The 24,980-nt window shown below is 64.9% G+C and carries 21 protein-coding genes; 9 read left to right on the top strand and 12 right to left on the bottom strand.

The window, feature by feature from the left end; all coding sequences use genetic code 11:
- Positions 1–55 precede the first annotated feature (55 nt).
- Positions 56–592, bottom strand: coding sequence for a translation initiation factor IF-3 (gene infC / locus LB532_RS04975; RefSeq protein ID WP_140491142.1), 537 nt, complete (start codon positions 590–592; stop codon positions 56–58).
- 218 nt (positions 593–810) lie between these two features.
- Here infC and LB532_RS04970 point away from each other — a divergent pair, with 218 nt between their 5' ends.
- The 4 genes from LB532_RS04970 (at position 811) to LB532_RS04955 (ending at position 4,275) form a co-directional block, all read left to right on the top strand.
- A complete protein-coding gene (locus LB532_RS04970; protein WP_140643792.1) occupies positions 811–1,575 on the top strand; it encodes an alpha/beta hydrolase in 765 nt (254 codons plus the stop codon).
- A gap of 2 nt (positions 1,576–1,577) precedes the next feature.
- On the top strand, positions 1,578–2,720 hold the full coding sequence (locus tag LB532_RS04965) for a benzoate/H(+) symporter BenE family transporter (RefSeq protein WP_140643794.1): 1,143 nt from the start codon (positions 1,578–1,580) through the stop codon (positions 2,718–2,720).
- A 117-nt stretch (positions 2,721–2,837) separates the two neighbouring features.
- Complete coding sequence (locus LB532_RS04960; RefSeq protein WP_140550410.1) at positions 2,838–3,320, top strand: DUF2852 domain-containing protein; 483 nt, start codon at positions 2,838–2,840, stop codon at positions 3,318–3,320.
- Between the two features lie 202 nt (positions 3,321–3,522).
- Complete coding sequence (locus LB532_RS04955) at positions 3,523–4,275, top strand: M48 family metallopeptidase (protein ID WP_140643796.1); 753 nt, start codon at positions 3,523–3,525, stop codon at positions 4,273–4,275.
- Positions 4,276–4,379: 104 nt separating this feature from the next.
- On the opposite strand, the gene LB532_RS04950 is transcribed toward LB532_RS04955, so the two are convergent.
- Positions 4,380–4,598 (bottom strand): hypothetical protein, encoded by a 219-nt coding sequence (locus LB532_RS04950; protein WP_140643798.1) that lies wholly within the window; start codon positions 4,596–4,598, stop codon positions 4,380–4,382.
- Positions 4,599–4,709: 111 nt separating this feature from the next.
- On the opposite strand from LB532_RS04950, the gene LB532_RS04945 reads away from it, so the two are divergent.
- From LB532_RS04945 to LB532_RS04925, 5 genes are all read left to right on the top strand, one after another.
- Positions 4,710–5,369 (top strand): phosphoribosylanthranilate isomerase, encoded by a 660-nt coding sequence (locus tag LB532_RS04945; RefSeq protein ID WP_140643799.1) that lies wholly within the window; start codon positions 4,710–4,712, stop codon positions 5,367–5,369.
- A gap of 88 nt (positions 5,370–5,457) precedes the next feature.
- The gene (gene trpB / locus LB532_RS04940) at positions 5,458–6,708 is read left to right on the top strand and encodes a tryptophan synthase subunit beta (RefSeq protein WP_140643801.1); all 1,251 of its coding nucleotides are present in this window, start codon (positions 5,458–5,460) and stop codon (positions 6,706–6,708) included.
- A 61-nt stretch (positions 6,709–6,769) separates the two neighbouring features.
- Entirely contained in the window at positions 6,770–7,609 is an 840-nt protein-coding gene (gene trpA, locus LB532_RS04935) for a tryptophan synthase subunit alpha (protein WP_140643803.1), read from the top strand.
- 181 nt (positions 7,610–7,790) lie between these two features.
- Positions 7,791–8,717 carry an acetyl-CoA carboxylase, carboxyltransferase subunit beta gene (gene accD, locus LB532_RS04930; RefSeq protein ID WP_140643805.1) on the top strand — a complete coding sequence of 309 codons (927 nt, stop codon included), beginning with the start codon at positions 7,791–7,793 and terminating at the stop codon, positions 8,715–8,717.
- Positions 8,718–8,779: 62 nt separating this feature from the next.
- Positions 8,780–10,105 carry a bifunctional folylpolyglutamate synthase/dihydrofolate synthase gene (locus LB532_RS04925; protein WP_140550417.1) on the top strand — a complete coding sequence of 442 codons (1,326 nt, stop codon included), beginning with the start codon at positions 8,780–8,782 and terminating at the stop codon, positions 10,103–10,105.
- A gap of 31 nt (positions 10,106–10,136) precedes the next feature.
- On the opposite strand, the gene LB532_RS04920 is transcribed toward LB532_RS04925, so the two are convergent.
- From LB532_RS04920 to LB532_RS04875, 10 genes are all read right to left on the bottom strand, one after another.
- Positions 10,137–10,418, bottom strand: coding sequence for a cupin domain-containing protein (locus LB532_RS04920; protein ID WP_140643807.1), 282 nt, complete (start codon positions 10,416–10,418; stop codon positions 10,137–10,139).
- 134 nt (positions 10,419–10,552) lie between these two features.
- Positions 10,553–10,912 carry a thioredoxin gene (gene trxA, locus LB532_RS04915; RefSeq protein ID WP_411908871.1) on the bottom strand — a complete coding sequence of 120 codons (360 nt, stop codon included), beginning with the start codon at positions 10,910–10,912 and terminating at the stop codon, positions 10,553–10,555.
- Between the two features lie 38 nt (positions 10,913–10,950).
- Positions 10,951–14,469 (bottom strand): double-strand break repair helicase AddA, encoded by a 3,519-nt coding sequence (gene addA, locus LB532_RS04910; RefSeq protein WP_140643809.1) that lies wholly within the window; start codon positions 14,467–14,469, stop codon positions 10,951–10,953.
- Positions 14,466–17,600, bottom strand: a complete 3,135-nt coding sequence (gene addB / locus LB532_RS04905; RefSeq protein WP_140643811.1) for a double-strand break repair protein AddB — start codon at positions 17,598–17,600, stop codon at positions 14,466–14,468. Before addB ends, addA begins: the two co-directional genes overlap by 4 nt.
- Positions 17,597–18,331: a nucleotidyltransferase family protein gene (locus LB532_RS04900; protein WP_281407147.1), complete on the bottom strand. Its 735-nt coding sequence runs from the start codon at positions 18,329–18,331 to the stop codon at positions 17,597–17,599. Before LB532_RS04900 ends, addB begins: the two co-directional genes overlap by 4 nt.
- Positions 18,328–19,839, bottom strand: coding sequence for a tRNA (adenosine(37)-N6)-threonylcarbamoyltransferase complex ATPase subunit type 1 TsaE (gene tsaE / locus LB532_RS04895; protein ID WP_140643813.1), 1,512 nt, complete (start codon positions 19,837–19,839; stop codon positions 18,328–18,330). The genes LB532_RS04900 and tsaE overlap by 4 nt, the downstream gene beginning before the upstream one ends.
- Positions 19,840–19,847: 8 nt before the next feature.
- Entirely contained in the window at positions 19,848–22,403 is a 2,556-nt protein-coding gene (locus tag LB532_RS04890) for a sensor histidine kinase (protein WP_140643815.1), read from the bottom strand.
- Positions 22,404–22,590: 187 nt separating this feature from the next.
- Positions 22,591–23,991 (bottom strand): adenosylhomocysteinase, encoded by a 1,401-nt coding sequence (ahcY, locus tag LB532_RS04885; protein WP_140643817.1) that lies wholly within the window; start codon positions 23,989–23,991, stop codon positions 22,591–22,593.
- 173 nt (positions 23,992–24,164) lie between these two features.
- Positions 24,165–24,476 carry an HPr family phosphocarrier protein gene (locus tag LB532_RS04880; protein ID WP_140643819.1) on the bottom strand — a complete coding sequence of 104 codons (312 nt, stop codon included), beginning with the start codon at positions 24,474–24,476 and terminating at the stop codon, positions 24,165–24,167.
- Positions 24,473–24,874, bottom strand: coding sequence for a PTS sugar transporter subunit IIA (locus tag LB532_RS04875; RefSeq protein ID WP_010912939.1), 402 nt, complete (start codon positions 24,872–24,874; stop codon positions 24,473–24,475). Before LB532_RS04875 ends, LB532_RS04880 begins: the two co-directional genes overlap by 4 nt.
- Between the last annotated feature and the right edge of the window lie 106 nt (positions 24,875–24,980).

The raw sequence follows: 24,980 nt of genomic DNA, 5'->3' as shown, positions 1-24,980 counted from the left end.
GTAGCACAATTCAGGCGGAATTGGAGCGCGTCGGCCGCGCTAACCTTATCGTGATCTAGCGCGGCGCCAGCACCATCATCATCTGGCGGCCTTCGAGCTTCGGCTCCGCTTCGACCTTGGCGATGGTAGCCACTTCCTCACGCACCTTGTTCAGAAGCTGCATGCCGAGCTCCATATGCGCCATCTCGCGGCCACGGAAGCGCAATGTCAGCTTGACCTTGTCGCCTTCCTCGAAGAAGCGGCGCACCGCCTTCATCTTGGTCTCGTAGTCGTGGCTGTCGATGTTCGGGCGCATCTTGATCTCCTTGATCTCGATGACCTTCTGGTTCTTGCGCGCCTCGGCCGCCTTCTTCTGGTTGGCGTATTTCAACTTGCCGAGATCGAGGATTTTTACGACGGGCGGCTGCGCGTTGGGCGATATCTCGACGAGATCGAGCCCTGCCTCTTCGGCGAGCAGCAATGCGTCGTTGATGGAAACATCGCCACGGTTCTGGCCTTCGGCGTCGATAAGCTGGACCCGGGGAACCCGGATGTCACGATTGGAGCGCGGCCCATCCTTGGTCGGCGCCGCTGCTTTGAAAGGTCTGCGAATGGTCGTGGTCTCCTTGGCCGTTTCGTTCTGGATTTGCAGGTCTTGATATGTGGACGCGCCAATGTGGGGAGCGCGCGGGCGGAGTCAATAGCACAGCATTGACAGAAAATCACCTGATCGCTGCCTGCACCAAACAAAGAAAGATGGCGAGCACTTTTCGCCACGCCACTGGCTGTGTCACAAGACCCTGCGCCGAACGACGGCGCGAGGAAAAAGCCATGACTGCCCCTGTCTTTCTGGATATCGACGGATCGAGCATCGCGGTGCGCCATATTGCGGGCGCGACGCCTGGCGTCGTCTGGCTCGGCGGCTACAAGTCGGACATGCTGGGCACGAAGGCTGAAACGCTTTCGGACTGGGCGGCAAAAGAAGGCCGCGCCTTCCTGCGTCACGACTATTCCGGACACGGCGAATCCGGCGGCGCCTTTGCCGACGGCACGATCTCGAAATGGCTTTCGCAAAGCCTGGCCGTGTTCCGGCATTTCACCAGCGGCAGCCAGATCCTGGTCGGCTCGTCGATGGGCGCCTGGATCGCCCTGCGCATGGTGCAGGAATTGCGCAAGGCAGGCGACGCAAGCGTCGTCGGTCTGGTGCTTCTAGCACCGGCGCCGGATTTTACCGCAGAACTGGTCGAACCGGTGCTGACCAAAGCGCAGAAGCGCGACCTTGCCAAAAAAGGCTTCTTCGAGGAGCCGTCGGACTACTCCACCGAGCCCTACATCTACACGCGCGCGCTGATCGAGGATGGGCGCGACAACCTGGTCATGACAGGCCCGCTCGACACACACTGCCCCGTACACGTCTTGCAGGGCCTGGCCGACCGGGACGTGCCGTCGAGCCATGCGCTGAAGCTGGTCAGCCTGCTGCCGGCCGACGATGTCACGCTGTCGCTGATCCCCGACGGCGACCACCGGCTGTCGCGGCCGCAGGATCTCGACATGCTGGTGCGGGCGGTCGGCGACATGGCTGCGCAGGGCAAGTGACGATGCGCCTTTCCATCCCGATCTCGGCCTTCGTCGCGGCCATCGTCGGCTTCGGCGGCACGCTGGCCATCGTCATTGCCGCCGCCCACGCGGTCGAGGCGACGCAAATTCAGACCGCGAGCTGGGTGACCACGATCTGCCTGGCCATGGCGGTCGAAAGCCTCTGGCTGTCCTGGCGAACGAAAATGCCCGTCATCACCGCCTGGTCGACGCCGGGCCTGGCGCTGATGGCGGCGTCGAGCGGCTTTTCGATCGGCGAGGCCGTCGCCGCCTTCATCGTTACCGGCATTCTTTTGGTCGCCACCGGGCTGTTCCGGCCGCTGACGAAACTGATCTCGGGGATACCACCCTCGGTCGCTTCAGGAATGCTGGCCGGCATTGTCGTTACCTTCGCCCTTAATGCAGTCAAGACTGTTCCCATCGACCCTTGGCTGATCCTGCCGTTGATCGTCGCCTTCTTCGTCATCCGCCTGTTCAATCCGGCGCTGTCGGTGCTGGCAGTGCTGGTCGGCGGCGGTCTCGCCGCGTTTCTCACCGGCCGCGTCGGCGGCTTGCCCACTCCTGAACTGTCGACGCTCACTGTGATTGCGCCTGTGTTCACCGCCAAGGCGATAATCGGCCTGGCAGTGCCGCTCTACCTGGTCACCATGGCTTCGCAGAACCTGTCGGGCCTCGCCGTGCTGCGCGCCGCCGGCTACCATCCGGAACCCGGTCCGCTGATCGGCATCACCGGCCTGTTTTCGCTGCTTTCGGCGCCGTTCGGCGGCTCGACCACCAATCTGGCGGCGATTTCGGCGGCTATCTGCACCGGGCCCGACGTTCATCCAGACCCCACCGAGCGCTGGAAGACCGGGCCGTTCTATGCGTTTGCCTACCTGATCTTCGCGATTTTCGGCGCTTCTCTGGTGGCGATCTTCGCGGTCCTGCCGCAGAGCCTGATCGTGCTGGTGGCGGGCCTCGCGCTGATGGCCTCGCTGGCCAACGCGCTGGCGATCGCGCTCAAGGACGAAAGCGAGCGCATGGCCGCCACCGTCACTTTTGTCGTCACCGCCTCCGGGCTGACCTTGTTCGGCGTCGGCGCCGCATTCTGGGGACTGATTGCCGGGCTGGTCGTGCTTTTCCTCGATATGCTCAAAAAGCGATAATCATTTCAGCAGCTTGTCCGGTTTTAGCCGACATTGTCTTGAATCGCCGTTTTTGCCTTCCCATTTCGATTCCACGCAGCCGGTCCTGGCTGTCTCCAACCGAAGGAATGGGAGAAAATGAACACATCTGCATTGATCCGCCCGGCCTGGACGCCGGCAACCATCGCGTTGATGGTGATCGGCTTCATGGTGTTCTGGCCGCTCGGCTTCGCCATGCTCGCCTACATCATCTGGGGCGACCGGCTCGAGGGCTTCAAGCGTGACGTCAACCGCGCGACCGACGGCATCTTCGCCGGCTGCCGCCGCGGTTCCGACAAAGCCGCGCGCTGGGGCCACGGCTCCGCCCGCACCGGCAACGTCGCGTTCGACGACTGGCGCGAAAAGGAGCTTGAGCGCCTGGCGGAGGAACGCCGCAAGCTCGACGAGATGCTGACCGAGTTCGACGACTACGCCCGCGAATTGCGTCGCGCCAAGGATCAGGACGAGTTCGATCGCTTCATGGCCAACCGCAACAAGTCGACCGCGCCGGCGAAATCCGACCCAAGCACCGGCACGGCCCCCACCAAGCGCGGCAAGGGCTCGAACCTGCTTGACGACTAAAGCCCGGCGCATGCCTCCGAAAACCGGAACCGATTTTCGGCAAGGGTCACGCGCCACTTTTAAGTGCTACACTGTCGCTTGTGCGTCCCACAGGACGCGTGGCGCGGTCGGGCAGACCTGATTGTAAAAAAACGGCGCCGCGCGAGCGGCGCCGTTGCTTTTTTGTTCTATTCGTTTTTCTCGAATCGCGTATCGTCCGGCCATGACCCTCGGATTCTTCCGCAATCTGACGAAGCCCAAGCCTGTCGTGGAGCGCGAATATTGCGTCGCCGGCCGCACGCTGCCGCTCAAGATCGTCGAGAGCGACAGGGCTCGCCGTCTGACGCTGCGCATCGATTCCGGCGGCCAGGGTCTGCGTATCACTGTGCCGCCAGGCCTGCGCCGCGGCGAGGTGGAGCGGTTCCTCGACCGTCATCAGGACTGGCTGGAGCAGCGGCTGGCCAAGGTGCCGACGCGGCCGCAGGTACGGCCGGGCATCAAGATACCCATACGCGGCGTGCCGCACCGCATCGTGCATGAGCCGTCAAGGCGCGGCACCGTCACTGTGTCGCGCGACGAACGCGGCCCGCTGCTGATCGTGCACGGCGAGCGCATCCACCTGCCGCGCCGCATCGCCGATTTTTTGAAGCGCGAGGCCAAGAAGGAGATCGAGAAGCTGGTGGCCAGGCACACCGAAGCGCTTGGCAAGCGCGCCAAGGCGATCCGCTATAAGGATACGTCCAGCCGCTGGGGCTCGTGCACTTCCGAAGGCAATTTGTCCTTTTCCTGGCGCATCATGATGGCGCCGCCACCCGTCATCAACTACCTCGTCGCGCATGAAGTGGCGCATCTGAAAGAGATGAACCACGGACCGAAATTCTGGAAATTGTGCGAAAAGCTCTGTCCCGACACCGACCGCTGCAAGGACTGGCTGAAGCGCAATGGCGGCGCCCTGCAGGCGATCGTTTTCGAGTAGCGCAATCGCGAAGCGTCGCACGGTGCCTGAGGATAAGCTGTTGCGTAGTGATCCTTCACACCTCCTGTCGCGCCAGCGTTTACGTTCTTACTGGCCGCACGAACTCAATCGTCATTCGCAGCGTTCAGCTCGTCAGGCCGCAGCCCCTCTTCGCTATGATGCGGCCACGGTAAAAAATTCCGATCGAAGGCGTCGGTGTCGAAATAATCGAGCGCCCGATGCGCCTCGGCGCCGTTGAAGGCGGCCTTGTCCATCAGATGCGCGATCACTTCGCGCGCCTGCGCGATCTTCTGCCTGAGTTCGGCAACGGTTCTGTCAGTCATGATGTTCTCCCGCCTCGCATGCTTCCGATGAATAGGTAGCGTCTTTGGCCCCGCCGGCAAACAATATGCTTTTTCTCGACTCTGCCTCGATTTCATGCCAATTCCCGCGCCATGGCACTCGACATCAAGATCTGCGGCTTGAAGACCGACCAGGCAATGGCCGCGGCGCTGGCCGGCGGCGCCAGCCATGTCGGCTTCATTTTCTTTGCTAAGAGCCCGCGTTACGTCGAACCGGCTGAAGCCGGGCGGCTGCGCGAAGCCGCCCGCGGCAAGGCTTTGGCGGTTGCCGTTACCGTCGACGCCAATGATGCCTTCCTGGGCGAGATCATCGACCGCATGCGCCCGGACATGCTGCAGCTCCATGGTTCGGAAACGCCTGAGCGCGTGGCCGAATTGAAAGCCCGCTATGGCCTGCCGGTCATTAAGGCGCTGCCGCTCAGCGAAGCCGCCGATCTCGAGCGCATCAAACCGTTTGTCGGGGTCGCGGACCGGTTCCTGTTCGATGCCAAGCCGCCGAAGGGCTCCGAGCTGCCGGGCGGCAATGGCGTTGCGTTCGACTGGCGCATCCTGGCCGGCCTTGACGCCGGGCTCGATTACATGCTTTCCGGTGGGCTCAACGCCGCCAATATCGGCGATGCCCTTCGGCTTGCCAGCCCGCCCGGAATTGATATTTCCTCCGGCGTGGAAAGCGCACCGGGCGTCAAGGATCCGGCGCTGATCGAGCAGTTTTTCCGGGCCGTCAAGGCAGCGCGAGACGACCGCGCCGCCTGACCGGCTCAAACCCGAGCATGTCCCGAAAAGTGGAAAACGGTTTTCGACAGGACATGCTTAAGAAAATCGAGATGCCAGGAGATCGGCGATGAACAAGCCGGCGACACTCAATTCCTTCCGCACTGGACCCGACGAACAGGGCATGTTCGGCATTTTCGGCGGTCGGTTCGTCGCCGAAACGCTGATGCCGCTGATCCTCGACCTCGAACGGCACTGGAACGAGGTCAAGAACGATCCGGATTTCAGAGCCGAGCTCACCGATCTTTCGACCCATTATGCGGGGCGGCCCTCGAAACTCTATTTCGCCGAAGGCCTGACGAAACATCTTCGTGAAGTTTCCTCGGCGAAGGGCCTCGGGGGCGGCGCAAAGGTTTATTTCAAGCGCGAGGACCTGAACCACACCGGTTCGCACAAGATCAACAATTGCCTCGGCCAGATCCTGCTGGCCAAGCGCATGGGCAAGACGCGCATCATCGCCGAGACAGGCGCCGGCCAGCACGGCGTGGCGTCTGCCACCGTCGCTGCCCGTTTCGGCTTTCCCTGCGTCGTCTATATGGGCGCCACCGACGTTGCCCGCCAAAGCCCCAATGTGTTCCGCATGAAGCTGCTCGGCGCCGAAGTGCGGCCGGTGACCGCTGGCCACGGCACGCTGAAGGACGCCATGAACGAAGCCCTTCGTGATTGGGTGACCAATGTCGAGGATACTTATTACCTGATCGGTACTGCCGCCGGCCCGCACCCCTATCCGGAGCTGGTGCGCGACTTCCAGTCGGTGATCGGTTCGGAGGCGCGCGCGCAGATTCTCGAACAGGAAGGCCGGCTGCCCGACACCATCATCGCCGCCGTCGGCGGCGGCTCCAACGCCATCGGCCTGTTCCATCCGTTCCTCGACGACAAGGATGTCCGCATCATCGGCATCGAGGCTGGCGGGCGTGGCCTCGACGGCATCGAGCACTGCGCCTCGATGAACGCCGGCGCGCCGGGCGTGCTGCATGGCAACCGCACCTATCTCCTGCAAAATGCCGACGGCCAGATCATGGACGGCCATTCGATCTCGGCCGGCCTGGACTATCCCGGCGTCGGGCCGGAGCATTCCTGGCTGCGCGATTCTGGCCGCGTCGAATATGTGCCGATCCTCGACGACGAGGCGCTGGAAGCCTTCAAGCTGACGACGCGCGTCGAAGGCATCATCCCGGCGCTCGAATCGGCGCACGCCATCGCGCATGCGGTGAAGATCGTGCCCGCCATGGACAAGGACCAGATCGTCATCGTCAACCTGTCCGGCCGCGGCGACAAGGACGTGCATACGGTAGCCTCGATGCTGGGCATGGAGATCTAGGCCCTTTGGACAGTTCGATTTGGGAGTTGATTATGAGCAAAATTCGTCCAAAGGGCCAGACATGACCACCCGCATCGACCGCCGCATGGCGAAGCTGAAGACAGAAGGCCGCCCGGCGCTCGTCACCTACTTCATGGGCGGCGACCCGGACTATCAGACCTCGCTGTCGATCATGAAAGCGCTGCCAACGGCCGGCGCGGACATTATCGAACTCGGCATGCCGTTCTCCGATCCGATGGCCGATGGCCCGGCGATCCAGGCCGCGGGCTTGCGGGCGCTGAAAGGCGGCCAGACGCTGGTCAAGACGCTGAAGATGGCGGCTGACTTCCGCACCGGCGACAATGAGACGCCGATCGTTCTGATGGGCTATTACAACCCGATCTACATCTACGGCGTCGACCGCTTTCTCACGGACGCATTGGCCAGCGGCATCGACGGGCTGATCGTCGTCGACCTGCCGCCGGAGATGGACGAGGAGTTGTGCATCCCGGCGCTGAAAGCCGGCATCAACTTCATCCGGCTGGCAACGCCGACCACCGACGACAAGCGCCTGCCCAAGGTGCTGCAGAACACGTCCGGCTTCGTCTATTACGTGTCCATGACCGGTATCACCGGTTCCGCGCTGGCCGACACCGGCAAAGTGGCTGCGGCGGTCAAGCGCATCAAGGGCCATACCGATCTGCCGGTCTGCGTCGGCTTCGGCGTCAAGACCGCCGAACAGGCGCGCGTCATCGGCGCCAATGCCGACGGTGTCGTCGTCGGCACCGCGATCGTCAATGCGGTCGCCAATGTGCTGGGGCCGAAGGGTGAAAAGACCGCCGACCCGGCCGAGGCCGTCGCCACGCTTGTCAGCGGCCTCGCGCAGGGCGTGCGCTCGGCCCGCCTTGCTGCCGCCGAATAGTTTTCCTACCTCAGGTCTTGTGCACGTCGCCATCCCGGGCGGCATGCGCTGGATCGGTTTGCCTTTTCACGGAAACGCCGAGCCGCTCTATCTTTTTGTTTTACCGCAATTCCGGACGGAAAACCGGTTCACACTTTTCCTGGAATTGCTCTAACTCTTCGTCAGGACAGGAGCCGAAGCGATGAACTGGATCACCAACTACGTTCGCCCGAAGATCAATTCGATGCTCGGCCGGCGCACCGACATGCCCGAGAACCTGTGGATCAAGGATCCCGAGACCGGGGAGATGGTGTTCCACAAGGATCTGGAATCCAACCAGTTCGTCATCCCGTCTTCGGGCCATCACATGAAGATCTCGGCCAAGGAGCGGCTGAAATACTTCCTCGACGACGGCAAATACGAGCAGCTCGAAAATCCCAAGGTCATGCTGGACCCGCTGAAGTTCCGCGACGAGAAGCGCTACACCGACCGCTTGAAGGACGCCAAGGCCAAGACCGGCCTGGAAGATGCCATCGTCAACGCGCTGGGCACAGTAGAAGGCCTGCCGGTGGTGGTGACGGTGCAGGATTTCGCCTTCATGGGCGGTTCGCTCGGCATGGCCGCGGGCGACGCCATCGTTCATGCCTTCGAGGTGGCCGTGCAGCGCAAGCGGCCGCTGATCCTGTTTGCCGCTTCCGGCGGCGCGCGCATGCAGGAAGGCATCCTGTCGCTCATGCAATTGCCGCGCACCACGGTCGGCGTCGACCGGCTGAAGGAAGCCGGCCTTCCCTACATCGTCGTGCTGACCAATCCGACCACCGGCGGCGTCACTGCCTCCTACGCCATGCTGGGCGACGTGCACATCGCCGAACCAGGCGCGCTGATCGGCTTCGCCGGACCGCGCGTCATCGAGCAGACCATCCGGGAAAAACTGCCGGACGGCTTCCAGCGCTCCGAATATCTGATGGAGCACGGCATGGTCGACATGGTGGTGTCGCGACTGGAGATGCGCCAGACCATCGCGCGGCTCTTGAAGATGCTGCTCAAGATGCCGGAAGAGCACAAGCCCCTGGAACCGGAAATCCTGCCGCCGGCGGTGGTCGCGACGGAAGCACGGCCGCAGGCCTGACGCGACACTCTTTGCCGCGAACCGCGATTGCGCGCGATCCATCGCGCGCTTAGGACTCTTCCATGACCACGCTTGCCGCCGACCGTGAAATCGAAGCGCTGATGGCGCTTCACCCGAAAGGCTTCGACCTTTCGCTCGACCGCATTTCACGGCTGCTGGAGCGGCTGGGCAATCCTCAGGACTTGCTGCCGCCGGTGATCCATATCGCCGGCACCAACGGCAAGGGCTCCTGCGCCGCCTTCTCGCGGGCGCTTCTGGAAGCGTCCGGCCGGCTCGTGCACGTGCACACCTCGCCGCATCTGGTCAGTTGGCACGAGCGCTACCGGCTGGCGGCCGATGGCGGCGGCAGGCTGGTCGAGGACGATATCTTCGCCGAGGCTATCGCCCGCGTCGCCAAGGCCAATGGCGGCGAGAAGATCACCGTTTTCGAGATCCTCACCGCCGTCACCTTCATCCTGTTTTCGGAGCATCCGGCCGATGCCGCCATCATCGAGGTCGGTCTCGGCGGCCGCTTCGACGCCACCAATGTCATCGCCAGGCCGGCTGTCTCGGTGATCATGCCGGTGTCGATGGACCACGAAGCCTATCTCGGCGACCGCGTCGAACTGATCGCCGCCGAGAAGGCCGGCATAATCAAGCGCGGCTGCCCGGTGGTCATCGGGGCGCAGGAAACCGAGGCGGCGCAGCAGGTGCTGATCGAAACCGCCGAGCGGCTCGGCTGTCCGACCCTGGTTTATGGACAGGATTTCCTCGCCTTCGAGGAGAACGGCCGCATGGTCTATCAGGACGATGACGGCTTGATGGATCTGCCGCCGCCGCGGCTGCCCGGGCGCCACCAGTTCGCCAATGCGGCCGCCGCGATCGCCGCCGTCAAGGCAGCCGGCTTCGAGATCAGCCACCGTGCCGCCGAGAAGGCGATGACCACTGTCGCCTGGCCGGGGCGGATGCAGAAGCTGTCGCAAGGCAGGCTGACGGAACTGGCGCCCAAGGGCGCCGACATCTGGCTCGACGGCGGCCACAATCCGGGCGCCGGCGTGGTCGTCGCCGAGGCGCTCGCCGAACAGGAAGAGAAGAACCCCAGGCCGCTTTTTCTCATCTCCGGTATGATCAACACCAAGGACCAGAGCGGCTATTTCCGCGCCTTCAATGGCCTCGCCCGGCACGTCTATACGGTGCCGGTGAGCCTGAGCGACGCCAGCGTGCCGAACGACGAACTGGCGGCCCGCGCCACCGAGGCCGGGTTGACGGCCGAGCCGGTGAGTTCCGTCGCCAGCGCGCTGATGTTGCTGCGTGACACCTGGGACGGTCCGCCGCCGCGCATCCTGATCGGCGGCTCGCTCTATCTGGCCGGCGCGGTATTGGCGGAGAACGGCACGCCGCCGACGTGACGCATCCAGTACCTGCGCCCGGAAAGACCGATCATTTCAGCTCGATCTCAATGAAAGCATATTCGCCGTCATTGGCGCTGATGACGTCGTGCTCGACGCCTTCCCTGCGGAAATAGGGCGCGCCTTTCTTCATTTCGGCGAAGGATTCCCCGTCCTTGGTCAGAAGCTTCACCTTGCCGTCCATCAACGGCACGACCACATAGTCATGGCCATGGCGATGCCAGCCGGTGTTGTCGCCCGGCTGAAAGCGGTATTCCGTGACGATGACGCGCTCATTGTCGATGAAGACGGTGGCCTTGGCGGATCTGGTCATTTTTTCTCTCCCTGCTTCTGCTGCCAGCAGAAAACATGGAGGCTCCGCACGTCAGGGCCAGAGCGGGCGACCGATGACGCCAACAAAAAGCCCGGCGCGATTGGCCGGGCTTGATGTCAGGAATTTCGAATGGATCAGGCGAGATTGCCGTTGATCCAGTGCGACAGCGCGGTCTTGGGCGCGGCGCCAACCTTCACATCGGCTCTTTCGCCGCCCTTGAAGATCATCAGCGTCGGGATCGAGCGCACGCCGAATTCCGCTGCGAGTTCGGGATTCTCGTCGATGTTGAGCTTGGCGATCTTCACCTTGCTGCCGAGTTCATTGGCGATGTCTTCCAGCGCCGGCGCGATCATCTTGCAGGGACCGCACCATTCCGCCCAGAAATCCACCACGACCGGCTCCTTGGCGTCGAGCACAGCGGTCTGGAAATTGTTCTTGTCAACCTTGACGGTAGCCATGCGGAAGTCCTTTCGAAATTTTTCGTCCCACCAAATGTGGTGGTTGCCGCGCCCTTCTTCAAGCAGTTCTTGTGTCACGCTCGCGTGAGTCGGGCAAGTGCGTCATCCATGGCCCGAGCCGGCAGCTCGATCAGCCGTGGCGCCTCCGTGAACAGCAAGGCCGCTGTGACTTCGCGGCCGGGATAGAGCGGCCGCAGCAAGGCGCGATAGAGCGCGAGCTGCAGCAGATAGGCGGGCGGAACCTCGCCCAGCGAGGCGGGTGCCGGACGGTTGGTCTTGTAGTCGACGATGGATACGCGGTCCGGCGTCACCGCCAACCTGTCGATCTTGCCGGAAATCGAGCGTTTCGTGCCCTTGACGTCGAGGCTGCCCATGACCGCCACTTCGGCGCGCGAAGAAGGTGCGAAAAGCGGCGCGAAGCGCTGGTCGGCAAGGATCGCCATCACCGAGGCGACGGCCTTTTCGCGCTCTCCACCCGGCCATTGCGCGCCGGCGCGGGCGAGATAAATTTCGGCCGCGCCCTGGCGTTCGTCTTGCGCCACGCCGGGCAGCATCTGCAGCAGCTTGTGCAGCGCCAGGCCTCGCATGACGGCGAAGCCGGGTTCGGCGTTGCCATCCAGCACCGGCGAGCCGGTGTCGATGACGCTTTCCTTTCCCTCGTCGATCAGGGCCGAGGCTCCGGATGGCGACAGCGGGCGCGGCAGGTCCTCGTATGGCGGCAGCGGCCTGAACAAGATTTCGGGCGGCGGCCCGAAGTCCCGCGTCTGCCTGGCCTCGCTTTCGGCGACCGGCGCAAAGGGCGGCAGCCCGGTCACCTGGAAGCGATGCACTGAAACGCCGCCGGCCGGGTGCGGATACTCGGCGCTCTCCGGCGCCCCGACCAGGGCTCGGCTGACAAGCGAATGCCAGGTGCCGGCGTTCGGCGCGCGCTTGCCGTGATAGCCGCAGACGATCAGCCTGTCCTCGGCCCGGGTCATGCCGACATAGAGCAGCCGCCGGTACTCGTCATCGGCGAGATCGCGCGCCCTGGCCGCAGCAGTCTTCGAAATGCCATTGGCGACGTCGTTGGCCGAGCGCCAGAGAAAGCCCTTGCCGCTCCAGTTCAGCCCCGAACCCTCGAACGGCATCAGGCGCGGCAGATGCTGATCGCTGAACGGAGCCGAACCGCCATCGACCAGGAAGACGACAGGCGCTTCGAGCCCCTTGGCTGCATGCACGGTCATGACTCGGACCTCGTCGCGGGTCTGGTCCATCTCGCGCTTGATTTCTGGGCCGGCGCTCTCCAGCGTCGACAGGAAGGCTTCCAGCCCGGGCAAGCCGGTCCGCTCCTCGGCAAGGCAGAAACTCAGGAATTCGTCGAGAATGTCGCCGGCTTCCGGCCCGAGCCGCGCAACCATCTTGCGGCGCACGCCACCGCGTCCCAGCAGGCCGGCATAGAATTCGAACACCGGCTTGAAGACGGCCTCGTTGGCCCAGATGTCGAGTTGAGCGGCGACCGCCGCGAGCGCTTCGCTTTGGCTGGCATGCTGGCGCAGGGACGCGGCCAGCGACAGACCGGACGGTCTTTGCGCGGCCAGTGTCAAAAGCGTCTCTTCCGACAGATCGAAGATCGGACTCCGCAGCACGGCGGCGAGCGACAGATCGTCCTGCGGCTGGATCAGGAAATGGCCGAGCGCGATCAGGTCCTTGACCGCGATGTGGCCGGGCAGGCTCAAGCGGTCCGCGCCGGCGACCGGAATGTCGCGACGCTTCAAGGCACGCGTCAGCGCATGGACGAAGCGATCGCGCTTGCGCACCAGCACCAGCACGTCGCCCGGGCGCAGCCTCTTGCCGCGGCCTTCGATGACCTCGCCATTGCCGATCCAGCCGGCAATGGTGGCGGCGACGTTTTCGGCAACCCGAACCGCCGGCGCGCGGGCATGGTCGACTGCCTGCGTCCAGTCGTCCGGCTCGTCGACGACATCGGCGCCGATGGATGGCCAGACCTCGACATAGCCCGGCGCATCGGTGCGTATCGCCTTGTGGCTCAGCGGGTCGGGGTCATGGCTGATGCCTCGCCGCACGACCGGATCGGCGAAGACACGGTCGACGGCGGCCAGAACATCGTCGGTCGAGCGGAACGACCAGGTGAGCTTCAGATCGGCGAAGGGCGCATCGGCGTCGCGCACCTTGCTTGCAAACAGGAGCCTGCTGTCGGCGAAGGAATCCGGCGCCGCGCCCTGGAAGGAATAGATCGACTGTTTTTCGTCGCCGACAGCGAAGATCGTCCGATGTGCGGTGTCGCGGGCGCCGATGCCGGCGAAGAACTCCTCGGCCAGCCGCTTCACCACCTCCCATTGGTCGGGGCTGGTGTCCTGCGCCTCGTCGAGCAGGATGTGGTCGATGCCCTGGTCGAGCTTGTACTGCACCCACGGGCCGGCATCGGGCCTGGCCAGGAGACTGACGGTGCGGGTGATCAGGTCGTTGAAGTCGAGGAACCCGCGGCCACGCTTCAACTGCTCGTAGCGGGCGATCAGCCAGTCGGCCAGCGTCAGCGCGGCGCGCGTGCCCTCCAGCATCCGGAACAGGGCGAGCCGGTCGACCGTCTCGACGATTGCGGCGGTCGCCGAGAGATAGCGCTCTGCCAAGTCCGGCAGCCGGTCGAGCAGCGCCTTTTTGAAGGCCTTGGCTGGATCGTAGACGTCGCCGTCGGCCTTCAGGAAAGCCCGCGAAAGCAGTTGCAGGCGCCGCACGGGGTCGGTTTCCGCGAAAGCCAGGCGCGCCTGAGGCAAGATGTTGTTGAGCACCGTCCTGGCGTCGGCGGTTACCGCCGCCTGGGCGAAGCCGGCAAAATAATCCGGCAGGAAGCCGGGCAGAGGCCAGAGTGAGGCCGCTATGCCTTCGGCGGTCTGGCCGGGGCGGAATTGGAATTCGTCGAACAGCGTCTGGAAGTTCGGGCCGCCTTGATCGATTTCACCGATGAAGGCGCCCAGTTCGTCGCGCTTGCGGACGATCTCGGCGAGCAGGGCGTCGAGCCCTGCCTCGCCACCGCGCTCGAGCACGGCGGCGAAGGCATCGGCGAGGTCGGGCCGATCCGCCGCGCTACCCGAAATCATCTCACGGCGCGCGGCGGCGAACAACGAGGCCTCCATCTGCGGGTCGAGCATCTCGAAATGCGCGGGGATGTTGGCTTCCAGCGGGAACTGGTGCAGCACCGATTCGCAGAAGGCATGGATGGTCTGGATCTTCAGCCCGCCGGGCGTTTCCAGCGCCTCGGCAAACAGGCGGCGGGCGCGGCGCATGGTTTCGCGGTCGGGCCGGCGGCCATCGAGCGCCTCCACCCTCACCGCCAGTTCGGCATCGCCGAGCGCGGTCCATTCCGACAGGGTCGAGAACACCCGGTTCGACATGTTGGCGGCGGCGGCACGCGTATAGGTCAGGCACAGTATCTTCGACGGGTCGGTGCCGCGCAGCAGGAGCCGGATGACTCGCTGGGCCAGCACATGGGTCTTGCCGGACCCGGCATTGGCCGACACCCAGGCGGAATTCCTCGGATCGGAGGCGCTGGCCTGCCTGGAGGCGGTCTCGCCGGGGATGGGATAGGCCTTCTTCATGCCTCCCCTCCCTCCTCATCCGCATCGCCGCCCGCCGACCATTCGAGCACGCGGGCGAGATGGTCGTAGTCGCCGTCGGTCTCGCCTTCGCGGAACGGCAGTGCCCGCGACAGGTAGCCGGCCGCCGGATCGGCATAGTGGATGAGCAATTTCTCCAGCCGCGCCCAGGCCTCCTCGGCGAGGTCCGTGGCGGTGCGCGGCTGCCGGTTGTATTCGAGAATCGATTCCTCGAAAACCTCGCCATTCGGCTTCAGCCTGACGAAGGCCAATTGCGAGGGCTCGCGCGCGCCGAGTTCCTGGAAAGCGCCGCGCCTGAGCAACGCGCCCTCCAGCGCCAGTTGCGGCGACAGCAGCGTGTGCGCCTGCGCCTTGGAAGGCGAAGAGCCGGTCTTGTAGTCCAATATGTCGGCCATGCCGCCATGGAGAAGATCGACCCGGTCGGCATAGCCCGACAGGGTGATCCCGGATTGGCCGACCATGGTCTTGCCCGCTCGCGCTTCGGCGTGGCGCCGGGCCACGGCCTCAGCGCGACCGCGTTCCCATTCGATGATGCTGGCGGCGAGCTTTTCGAAACGCGGCCACCAGACCGCCTCTACATCAGCGGGAAGTGCTGCCTCGGCAAAGCAGGTCCGGCCGGCGGCGAGCAGGCCGGCCAGCGCATCGGGAGCACGCGGATCGGCCACGCTGCCCGAGAACAGATGCAGGATGGCGTGGAACAGCGTGCCGCGCTCGGCCGCACCCGGGTCGCGGATGACCGGGTCGAGCGGCAGCAGGCCGAGGATGCGCCTGGCATAGATGGCGTAGGGATCGCGACGCAGCGTCTCGATCTCGGTGACCGAGAAATGGGTTGGACGCAGCGCGACCGGCGGCTTCGGCTGCGGGCGCGGCGCGAAGTCCCGCCGCGGGCTGGTATCGAGCGCGCGCGCCCAGGCGATGAGTTCCTCGCCACGTTCGGCAAGCCTGGCTGCCTGGTCCTTCCCGATATAAGTGAGAATACGCTGCAGCCAGCGCGAGGGCACGGCGGGCGCGTCGCCGGCGCGTGCGGAGCGCGACAGCACCACCTTCGCCGCCCCCATGGCCATCTGGAAATCATGTGCGGCAAGCCCAATGCGCCGTTCGGGCGGCTCCAGGTCGATGCCGGTCTTCATCAGCCGCGACATGAAGCGGTCGCTTTCGGGTTTGCGCGGCCACACGCCTTCGTTCATGCCGCCGATGACCAGCGTGTCGACATTCTGCAACCGGGCTTCCAGCGCCCCCCAGATGGCAATGTTCCTGTCTGTGCCTTGCGCCGGCTTGACCGTCTCGGGCGCGATCAGCGCCGCCATGACGTCTGGCCATTCGTCGGCGGCAAACGACAGCGGCACCGACGCCGCGACCAGTCTACGCAACAGGTCGGCCAGTTTCTCGCCGGCATCGCCAGCATAGAGTGCGCCAAGCCCGCCATCGGCCGCACGGCCGAGATTTTCCAGCACCACGACGCTGGCCCCGACGAGCGCCACAAGACCGGCGTCGGCCCGACCGCGAAAGGCGGCAAGCGGCGCCACGGCTTCCACCAGCCGCCGCAGAAGATCGCGCGCGTCCTCGATAGCGCGCACGGTCAGCCGGGCAAACCAGAAAGGCCGCCTGCTGTCGCCGCCGAGGTCAACCAGGCGGGCTTCGAACAGGTCCGGCAGCGACGCGATGTCGGGGCGGCCGGTGCCGCCGCGCAGCGCCACCAGCTCGATCAGTTCCGCCGCATGGCGAACGCTCGTCCGGTCCAGGCCAAGGGCAAGCAGGGGATGCTTGAGCAGCGACAACAGGCCGACCGGGTCACCGGGACGGAACACCGCCTGCAACGCCAGCCCGAGCAGGCCGGCGGCGGGCGTGTTGGAAAGCGGCACACCGCCTGAATCGTCGGCGACGACGCCGAAGCGCCCGAGTTCGACCGAGACGCGGCGCGCCAGCGCACGGTCACCGGTAACGAGGGCCGCTCTTTGGCCGGGCTGCTCGACCGCGCGCTTGAGCGCGACGGCGATCGCCACGGCCTCATCGCGTTCGCTGGCCGCTTCCAGCAGGCTCACGCCGGCGAAGGCCTGCTCGATGTCGAAGACGGAAAAGCCGCTGCGCGTCTCGGCCCACAATTCGGTGGTCTCGGCCGGCCGCAGCGCTTCGCCGACGAGGGCGGCGCGAAGCGCGAGTTCATGTCCGGCCGCGCCGATCTCCTCGACATCGCCCCGCAGCACACCCATGGTGCCGATCAGCTTGGCGAGGCCGTATTGCGGATGGCCGAGCACGGCCGGACGTGCGCCCGGCGCCGTGATGGCCTGGAAGGACGGCTCATCCATCGTCCGGTCGAGGCCTGGCAGCACGATGGCGCCGCCCGCCAAACGGGCGATGGCGGCCAGCAGCTCTGCCGTGGCGGGGATGGAGCCGGTGGAACCGGCGGCGATAACCGGCCCGGCGGGCGGATTGCGCCGCAACCGCGCCGCTTCCAGCCGGATCAGGGCGCTGCGATGCGCGGCCGGGTTGGAGAGGTTCCGTTCCCCAAGGAATTTCGGCCAAGCGTCGGTGACGATGCCAAGGAAATCGAGCGTGACCTGCCACCATCCCGCGAGATTGCCGCTCACCAGATCGGCGAGCCGCGTCCAGTCCGTGCCTTCCGTCTCGATCTCATCCATAAGCCGGGCGAGGTCGCGCGCCAGCCAGATCGCATCGGCGGCGGAGGCCGGAATGACGATCTCCTCGTCGAAAAGCGCCGCCACATGCGCCGGCAGCCGGCGTTTCCAGGCACGCACCAGCGGCGCCAGCAGCAACAGGCGTTCGGTTGCCGCGATCGGCGGCGCGAGGTCGATGGCGGCCGACGCTTCCGTCTCGAACGCGGCCTCGTCCTCATCGAACTCGCCGAGCGGTCGGATGACCGGCAGAATCGCCGAACCGCCGCCGCCTCTCGCCGCAAGACTGTCGACGAAGACGCCACGCAAGGCGCGCGCGGCGCGGCGCGTCGGCACATAGATGATGACATCGGCCAATGCGAGCGGGTCGCCATCGAAGCGGAAGCCCGGAACAAGACGCCCGGCCAGCAGCGCCTCGGCAAGCGTCGGCAGAAACGGCGCACCGGTGGGAATGGAGAAAACGCGGCCCGGGCCGCTCATTGCGACTCGGCTAGCGCGTCGGCGACCGCCGCTTCCGCGCTCGCAATGGCGTCGGGGGTGCCGACGGTGATCCAATGGCCGTGCATTGGCATGCCGAACAGCCGGCCGGCGGCGATCGCCTTGTCGAAGTAGGCGTTAAGCGAATGAGGTTCCGGCAAGGCACCCTTGAAGATGCGCGGATGGGCGATCGCCGCGCCGGCATAGATCAGGCCCGCCGGATCGCCCTTGGAACGCCGCAGGGTGCCGTCCGGCGCCACCAGGAAGTCGGTGCTGCCGCAGTGTCCGGTCGCCTGATGGAGATCCGCCAGCATCAGCAGAATATCCATTTTCGCCGCGTCCCATGCAAGGGCGAGGCGATTGAGATTGAGCGTCCCGTGGTCGATCCAGAAAGTGTCGGCGTTGAGGATGAAGAACGGCTGTTCACCGAGCTCCGGCAGCGCCTTGACGATGCCGCCGGCGGAATCGAGCAACCGCTCGCTCTCGTCCGAAATGACGATCCGTGGCGCATGGCGCGCGCCGAGATGGGCGACGATCTGTTCGGGAAGATAGTGCACGTTGACGACCGCCCTATCGATGCCGGCCGCGACAAGGCTGTCGAGACCCCAGTCGAGCAGCGTCTTGCCAGCGATCCTGACCAGCGGCTTGGGGATCGTGTCGGTGATCGGCCGCATGCGCTTGCCGAGCCCTGCGGCAAGCACGATCGCAGTTTTGGGCTCGCCGTCCTGTATCACGGCGTTTGCTCCTCCAGCAGACCGTGGGCGGTATAGAACTCGCGAAGGCCGGCCAGGGCAGGATGAGACAGCGCCCGGCGCAGATAGTCGCGGATACGCGGCAGGTGCTTCAGATAATAGGGCTTGCCGTCGCGTTTTTCGAGCCGGACGAAAATGCCGAGGATCTTGGAATTGCGCTGCGCCGCCATGATCGCATAGGCCTCGAGGAACGCCGCCTCGTCAAATGGGCCGGCCGCGTGGCGGGCGGCGACATAGGCATCGAGCGTACGTTTCTCGATGCCTGGCGGGATGGTGACGCGCGCGTCCATGGCCAGAGAGGCGACGTCGTAAGCGGCGGGGCCGATCAGCGCGTCCTGGATATCGACGATGCCGAGCCGGTCATGGCCGGAGCGCTCAGCGCGCCAGATGATGTTCGGCGAATGAAAGTCACGCAGCATCAGCGTGTATTGGCTGTCAGCGAGCCGGTCGAGAACCGCGTTCCACTCCTTGTGGTAGCCGACGCGCAAGGCATCGCCCGCCGGAGCGCCCGTCAGCATCGGCACATACCAATCGACCAGCAGGTCCGCCTCGATCAGCATGGCGTCGCGATCGAAGGGCGGCACATCGTGAAACACGCCGGGCGCGGCCTCCATCCGGTGGGGCCAGGTCTTGCCATGCATCATGGCGAGCAGTTCGGCCGCCGCTTCATAACGCCCGGCGACCGGCCTGCCATGCCCGTCCAGAAACCCTTCGGAGCCCAGATGTTCGAGCAGCAGGAATCCCTGGTCGAGATCCTGCGCATGGATTTTGGGGACGCTGACCCCGGCGGCGAGCAGCGCGCGGTCGATGGCCGCGAAGGCGGACACCGACTGGGCGGTGTGGGCGATGACCCCATAGGGCTTGCCGTCGCGCACCGGCGGGCCCAGCACCAGCCGCGGCGAGTTCATCAGCACCCTCGGGGCATGGCCTGGAAGCGAGACAATTTCGTAGGAGCGGGCAGAGGCATCGCCGGTGAAATGGCGGCGGCTGGCCTCGCCCCATCCAGCGCTTTCGAGGAAATCGCGCATGGCGAGCGACCGAGCCACCCGATCGTAGGCAGCGCCCTGCCCGGACAGTCTCGCCAATCGGCCATCGCCATGCTGGACCAATTCGATCATCACGGCGGTCCCCGGCAAATAACCCTCAGCCCGTTCCGGCCATTCGACGAGGGCGGCGCCTTGCGCCAACGCCTCGTCGAAGCCCAGTTCATCGAGCTCCGCTGCCGAGGACAGGCGGTAGAGGTCGAAATGATGGACCGGGATGCGCGTGTCGTAGCTTTGCACCAGGGTAAAGGTCGGGCTCGGCACGTCGAGGCCGGCATCGTCGGCCAAGGCCCTGATCAGCGCCCGCGCCAGCGTCGATTTGCCGGCGCCGAGGTCGCCCTTCAGCGCCAGGACATCGCCAGCGCGCAACGCCAGCGCCAGATCCTCACCCAGCCGCGCCGTCTGTGTTTCGTCGGCGAGTAAACGCTCGAGCATCAATGCGGCCATCGAGTGCGCTACTCGGCCGCGGCGCGGATGCCCGGCATGTCGGGAAAGGTGCAGATGACGGTCGTGCCCTTGTCCTTGCCGGTTTCGATGCGGACGCTGCCGCCATGCAGCTCGACGAAGCTCTTGACGATCGAGAGGCCGAGCCCGGCGCCGCGCCGGCGGCCGCCATTGGCGCGCGGCTCGAAGCGGCGGAACACCGAATCAAGCACGTCGGGCGGCATGCCGGGTCCATCGTCGTGGACCGAGAATTCCACACCGTCCGCCAACTGACGGCAGGCGAGCCGTATGGCGCTGGCCTCCGGCGCGTAGTTGGCGGCATTGCTGAGCAGGTTATAGAGGATCTGGCGGATGCGGATTTCGTCGCCGTGGAAGGTCTTCGGCGCCGCCGCGGCATCGACCTCGAGCCTGATTGAATGCTCTTCCAGCCGGTCGGCAACCAGCTCGGCGGCGGCGGCGATGGTGCGGTCGACATGGACCTCGGAAATGTCGAGCTGCATGATGCCGGCATCGACCGTGGCTAAGTCGAGTATATCGTTGACGATGGTCAAAAGCACCGAAGACGACGAGCCGACATGCTCGACATATTCGCGCTGCTTCTGCGTCAGCGGACCGGTGGCCGGCAGCGACAGCAGTTCGGTGAATCCGATGATGTTGGTCAGCGGCGAGCGCAGTTCGTAGGACACGTGCTGGACGAATTCGTTCTTGAGCTGGTCGGATTTCTCCAGCGCCTCGTTCTTGTCCTTGAGCGCGCGTTCGACACGGACGCTGTCGGTGACGTCGACGAAGGTCATCATCACCTGCCCGTTGGGCAGGGGGATCACGGCGTAGCGCAGCACGGTGCCGCTGTTGAGCTCGGTCTGCCCGTGGCGGTCGCGGCGCTCGTCGTCGAAGCCGGTGATGGCTGCGACGAAGCCGCCCCACGGACTGTCGATCGCTTGCCGGTCGCAAAGCTCACGGATTGCGGAAACATGGACATTGGGCCTGGCGGTTTCGGCGTCCAGGCCCCACAAAGTAGCAAATGCCGGGTTCGACAGGCGCAGCCTGCCGTCGGGGCCGAACACCGCCACGCCTTCGGCGAGGTTGTCGAGTGTCTCGCCCTGGACCCGCACCGCGGTGCGGTAGCGGCTTTCGAGGTCCATCTTCTCGGTCAGGTTCTCGAACACCCAGGTGACGCCGCCCTTGGGCTGCGGGTTGGCGACGACGCGGATGGTCTTGCCGTCGGGCAGGTGCCACCAATGCTCCTGCGATTCCACCGCGCGGTAGGCGCCGAGCAGGCCTTCCTTCCAGCGGCGCCACTCGGGCTGCTCGGCGATCTTGCCCTCGCTGCGCAGCCGATCCAGCAGCAAAGCGTTATCGGGCGCGCTGTGCAGGAAGCCTGCATCGAGGCCCCAGAGCTTCTGGAAAGCCTGGTTGAAGAAGCGCAGCTTCTCGTCGGTGTCGAAGATCGCGACCGCCGTGTTGAGCTGGTCGAGGGTGTCGGCGTGGCTGCGCACGGTGCGCTCATATTCGCTGCGGATGGTTTCGATTGCGCTGGTGTCGCAGGCAAGTCCCGCCGAACCGTCGACGCCGGCGAAATCGGTCACCGCGAAAACGCGGCGGTCGCCTTCGATCACCGTGGAAAGCGTCTGTTCGAAGACAGGATGGGACTTGTGCTGGGCAGCGATCGCTTCGCGCGCCTGGCCGCCGAGGAATTCCTTGGCGTCGCGGACAGCCATCTCCGCGCTTTCGGCCTCGACCGCTTCGGCATAGGCCCGGTTCACCCATCTCAGGCGGCCGTCCTCGCCGCGCAGCCATGCCGGCATCTTCAGCGCCTCGAGCAGGCCGATCATCGTATCGTGGTCGGCGGCCAGCCGCTGGTTCTCGATCTTCAGCCGGGCCTGGCTGCGTTGCGTCTCGGAAAGGGAAACGAACCGCACAAGCACATGCGCCGCACTCTTGCGGCCATGCACTTCCAGCGGAGCGCCGGTCTGCGTTTCGATGACGAGGTCGAAGGACACGGCCTTTTCGCGCAGCCCCGCGACGGCGTGCTCGAGTGCCGCCGCCGAGCGCGGCATCAGCCAACGGCCGAAGGCAAGGAAGGCGGCCCGCTCCTCGGGCGCGCCGCTTTCGACCGGCAGCGTGCCGATGATCTCGGGTTTCTTGTTCTCCGAGGCCCAGACGACGACACGCTGGTCGCGCAGGTTGAGCAGCGCCTCCGAACGGCGCAGCGCCGCGTTGATGTCCGCGATGCGGCTCCTGAGCTCGACATTTTCGGCCGAGGTACGCGCTCTCTCCCGGATCAGAACGATGGCCGACAGGAATGCCGCTCCCATCACTCCGACAAAGACGGCAAGCTGCACGACCTCGACCGTGCTCACCGATAGGCTGGCGGCCTCCGCACCAGCAGCCCGGGCGTGGGCCACCGTGCCTGCCAAAGGCCAGCCAAGTGCGGAGCCGGCAAGGAACAGCCCGGCGCGCGCGCGCAATGAAAGGCGCTCGCCTCGCGTGGCGGTGCCGGTAATCCTCGAATCGTCATGGCCGCCGGAAACGGCCCGTCCCGCGTGAAGCGGGTTATCCCCCGGCATGTCTTGGTCCTCTTCGCCGCCTGAATGCAAGACCGCCCTGATGCGTACGCCGGTCCTCGTCCCCGGACCGCGAATCACAACAATAGCGCCTGCTGGAATCGGCGTGAAGAATCATTCGGCGCAAAAATAAAGCCGGGCGAAAAGTCAATCGCCCGGCGTCAATATCTGGTAGTAAATTCAGCTTTGGTTAATAGCGGTAGTGTTCCGGCTTGAACGGACCTTGCGGGGTCACGCCGATATAGGCTGCCTGTTCGCCCGACAGTTCGGTCAGGCGGGCGCCGAGCTTGTCGAGATGCAGGCGCGCGACCTTCTCGTCGAGATGCTTGGGCAGCACATAGACCTGGTTCTGGTACTGCTCGCCCTTGGTGAACAGCTCGATCTGCGCCAGCACCTGGTTGGTGAAGGACGCCGACATGACGAAGCTCGGATGGCCTGTGGCGTTGCCGAGGTTGAGCAGGCGGCCTTCCGACAGCAAGATCATGCGCTTGCCATCGGGGAAGGTGATCATGTCGACCTGAGGCTTGACGTTGGTCCATTTCAGGTTGCGCAGCGATGCCACCTGGATCTCGTTGTCGAAGTGACCGATGTTGCCGACGATCACCATGTCCTTCATCGAACGCATGTGGTCGAGGGTAACGACATCCTTGTTGCCGGTCGTGGTGATGACGATGTCGGCGGTGGGTGCCGCATCTTCGAGCGTGACGACCTCGAAGCCGTCCATCGCCGCCTGCAGGGCGCAGATCGGATCGACCTCGGTGACCTTGACGCGGGCGCCAGCGCCCTTCAGCGAGGCGGACGAGCCCTTGCCAACGTCGCCATAGCCGCAGACGACGGCGACCTTGCCGGCCATCATGGTGTCGGTGCCGCGGCGGATGCCGTCGACCAGCGATTCCTTGCAGCCATATTTATTGTCGAATTTCGACTTCGTGACCGAGTCGTTGACATTGATGGCCGGGAAAGGCAGCAAGCCCTTCTTCTGTAGCTGGTAGAGCCTGTTGACGCCGGTGGTCGTCTCTTCGGTGACGCCCCGGATCGCTTCCTTCTGCTTGGTGAAGAAGCCAGGCGAAGCCTTCATGCGCTTCTTGACCTGGGCATAGAAATATTCCTCCTCCTCGCTATGCGGATTGGACAGCACGTCCTCGCCGGCCTCGGCGCGCGCGCCGATCAGGATGTACATGGTGGCGTCGCCGCCATCATCGAGGATCATGTTGGAGGTGCCGCCATCGGCCCACTGGAAAATCCTGTTGGTGTAGTCCCAGTACTGCTCCAGCGTCTCGCCTTTGACGGCGAAGACCGGGATGCCGGCGTCGGCGATGGCCGCGGCCGCATGGTCCTGGGTCGAGAAGATGTTGCAGGAAGCCCAGCGTATATCGGCCCCGAGCGCCTTCAGCGTCTCGATCAGCACCGCGGTCTGGATGGTCATGTGCAGCGAGCCGGTGATACGCGCGCCCTTGAGCGGCTTCTTGGAGCCGAATTCCTCGCGGCAGGCCATCAGGCCCGGCATTTCGGTTTCGGCGATCTCGATTTCCTTGCGGCCCCAGCCGGCAAGTGAGATGTCGGCGACCACATAGTCCTTGCTACCCGTCATGGCAGTGCTCCGATGCGAATTGTTACGCTATTGAATTGGTTGCGGATGCGCCCGCGCCGGCAGGCGCGTCGAAGGGCGCGAATTGCCCGCCTGACTAGCAGATCGGCGTCAACACGACAATGGGATATAAAGAAATCTTTATCCCTGCATGTCTTTCGTATGGAGGTAAGGGATCAGCATTCCTCGCCGAAGCGGGATGCCACCAGCTGTTCCAGCGCATTCATGACCTCAAGCGCTTCGGGACCGCTGGCGGTGACACGAATCGAATAGCCCGGACTTGCCGCCAGCATCATCAGGCCCATGATCGAGGTGCCGCCGACCTTGACGCCGTCCTTCTCGACATGGACCGACGCGTTGTAGCCGCTGGCGAGCTGCACGAACTTGGCCGAGGCGCGCGCGTGCAGGCCGCGCTGGTTGACGATCGGAAATTCCCTAGTGATCGGATCTTCGGCGGTCTGGTCCTTTTCCGACGACATCGTGCTCATTTGCTGCTCAGGAGCTGGCTGGCGACATTGATGTATTTGCGCCCCGCCGCCTGCGCCTCGTCGAGGGCCGCCGCCATGTTGTCGCCCTTGCGGATCGAGGAGAGTTTGATCAGCATCGGCAAGTTCATGCCGGCGATGACTTCGGTGCGGCCGGACTCCATCACGGAAATGGCAAGGTTCGAAGGCGTGCCGCCGAACATGTCGGTCAGCACGATGACGCCCGCCCCGGTGTCGACACGGGCAACGGCGTCGACGATGTCGCGCCGGCGCTGCTCCATATCGTCGTCAGCCCCGATCGCCACGGTTTCGAAATTGTCTTGTGGCCCGACGACATGTTCCACGGCATGTCGGAACTCGGTGGCCAGTTGACCGTGCGTTACAAGCACGAGTCCGATCATTCTTTGGTGGCTCCCGTCATCGCCGCTTCACAGGCGTATTTTATGCTCGCCAGCCATTCCAGGCGGCGGGAGCGCTATCTTGTCGACGCGCGGCTCGTTGACAAGC

It is taken from the genome of Mesorhizobium sp. ESP-6-2, assembly GCF_020164675.1.
In the GTDB taxonomy this organism is placed as follows: Bacteria; Pseudomonadota; Alphaproteobacteria; order Rhizobiales; family Rhizobiaceae; genus Mesorhizobium.
The sequence above is the reverse complement of the archived record's forward strand: the minus strand, read 5'-3'. Positions and strand labels throughout refer to the sequence as shown.

Coding starts and splice junctions, on each gene's coding strand:
- LB532_RS04970 (WP_140643792.1), top strand. CDS start 811: ATGACTGCCCCTGTCTTTCTGGATATCGACGGATCGAGCATCGCGGTG.
- LB532_RS04965 (WP_140643794.1), top strand. CDS start 1,578: ATGCGCCTTTCCATCCCGATCTCGGCCTTCGTCGCGGCCATCGTCGGC.
- LB532_RS04960 (WP_140550410.1), top strand. CDS start 2,838: ATGAACACATCTGCATTGATCCGCCCGGCCTGGACGCCGGCAACCATC.
- LB532_RS04955 (WP_140643796.1), top strand. CDS start 3,523: ATGACCCTCGGATTCTTCCGCAATCTGACGAAGCCCAAGCCTGTCGTG.
- LB532_RS04950 (WP_140643798.1), bottom strand. CDS start 4,598: ATGACTGACAGAACCGTTGCCGAACTCAGGCAGAAGATCGCGCAGGCG.
- LB532_RS04945 (WP_140643799.1), top strand. CDS start 4,710: ATGGCACTCGACATCAAGATCTGCGGCTTGAAGACCGACCAGGCAATG.
- trpB (WP_140643801.1), top strand. CDS start 5,458: ATGAACAAGCCGGCGACACTCAATTCCTTCCGCACTGGACCCGACGAA.
- trpA (WP_140643803.1), top strand. CDS start 6,770: ATGACCACCCGCATCGACCGCCGCATGGCGAAGCTGAAGACAGAAGGC.
- accD (WP_140643805.1), top strand. CDS start 7,791: ATGAACTGGATCACCAACTACGTTCGCCCGAAGATCAATTCGATGCTC.
- LB532_RS04925 (WP_140550417.1), top strand. CDS start 8,780: ATGACCACGCTTGCCGCCGACCGTGAAATCGAAGCGCTGATGGCGCTT.
- LB532_RS04920 (WP_140643807.1), bottom strand. CDS start 10,418: ATGACCAGATCCGCCAAGGCCACCGTCTTCATCGACAATGAGCGCGTC.
- addA (WP_140643809.1), bottom strand. CDS start 14,469: ATGAAGAAGGCCTATCCCATCCCCGGCGAGACCGCCTCCAGGCAGGCC.
- addB (WP_140643811.1), bottom strand. CDS start 17,600: ATGAGCGGCCCGGGCCGCGTTTTCTCCATTCCCACCGGTGCGCCGTTT.
- tsaE (WP_140643813.1), bottom strand. CDS start 19,839: ATGGCCGCATTGATGCTCGAGCGTTTACTCGCCGACGAAACACAGACG.
- LB532_RS04890 (WP_140643815.1), bottom strand. CDS start 22,403: ATGCCGGGGGATAACCCGCTTCACGCGGGACGGGCCGTTTCCGGCGGC.
- ahcY (WP_140643817.1), bottom strand. CDS start 23,991: ATGACGGGTAGCAAGGACTATGTGGTCGCCGACATCTCACTTGCCGGC.
- LB532_RS04880 (WP_140643819.1), bottom strand. CDS start 24,476: ATGAGCACGATGTCGTCGGAAAAGGACCAGACCGCCGAAGATCCGATC.
- LB532_RS04875 (WP_010912939.1), bottom strand. CDS start 24,874: ATGATCGGACTCGTGCTTGTAACGCACGGTCAACTGGCCACCGAGTTC.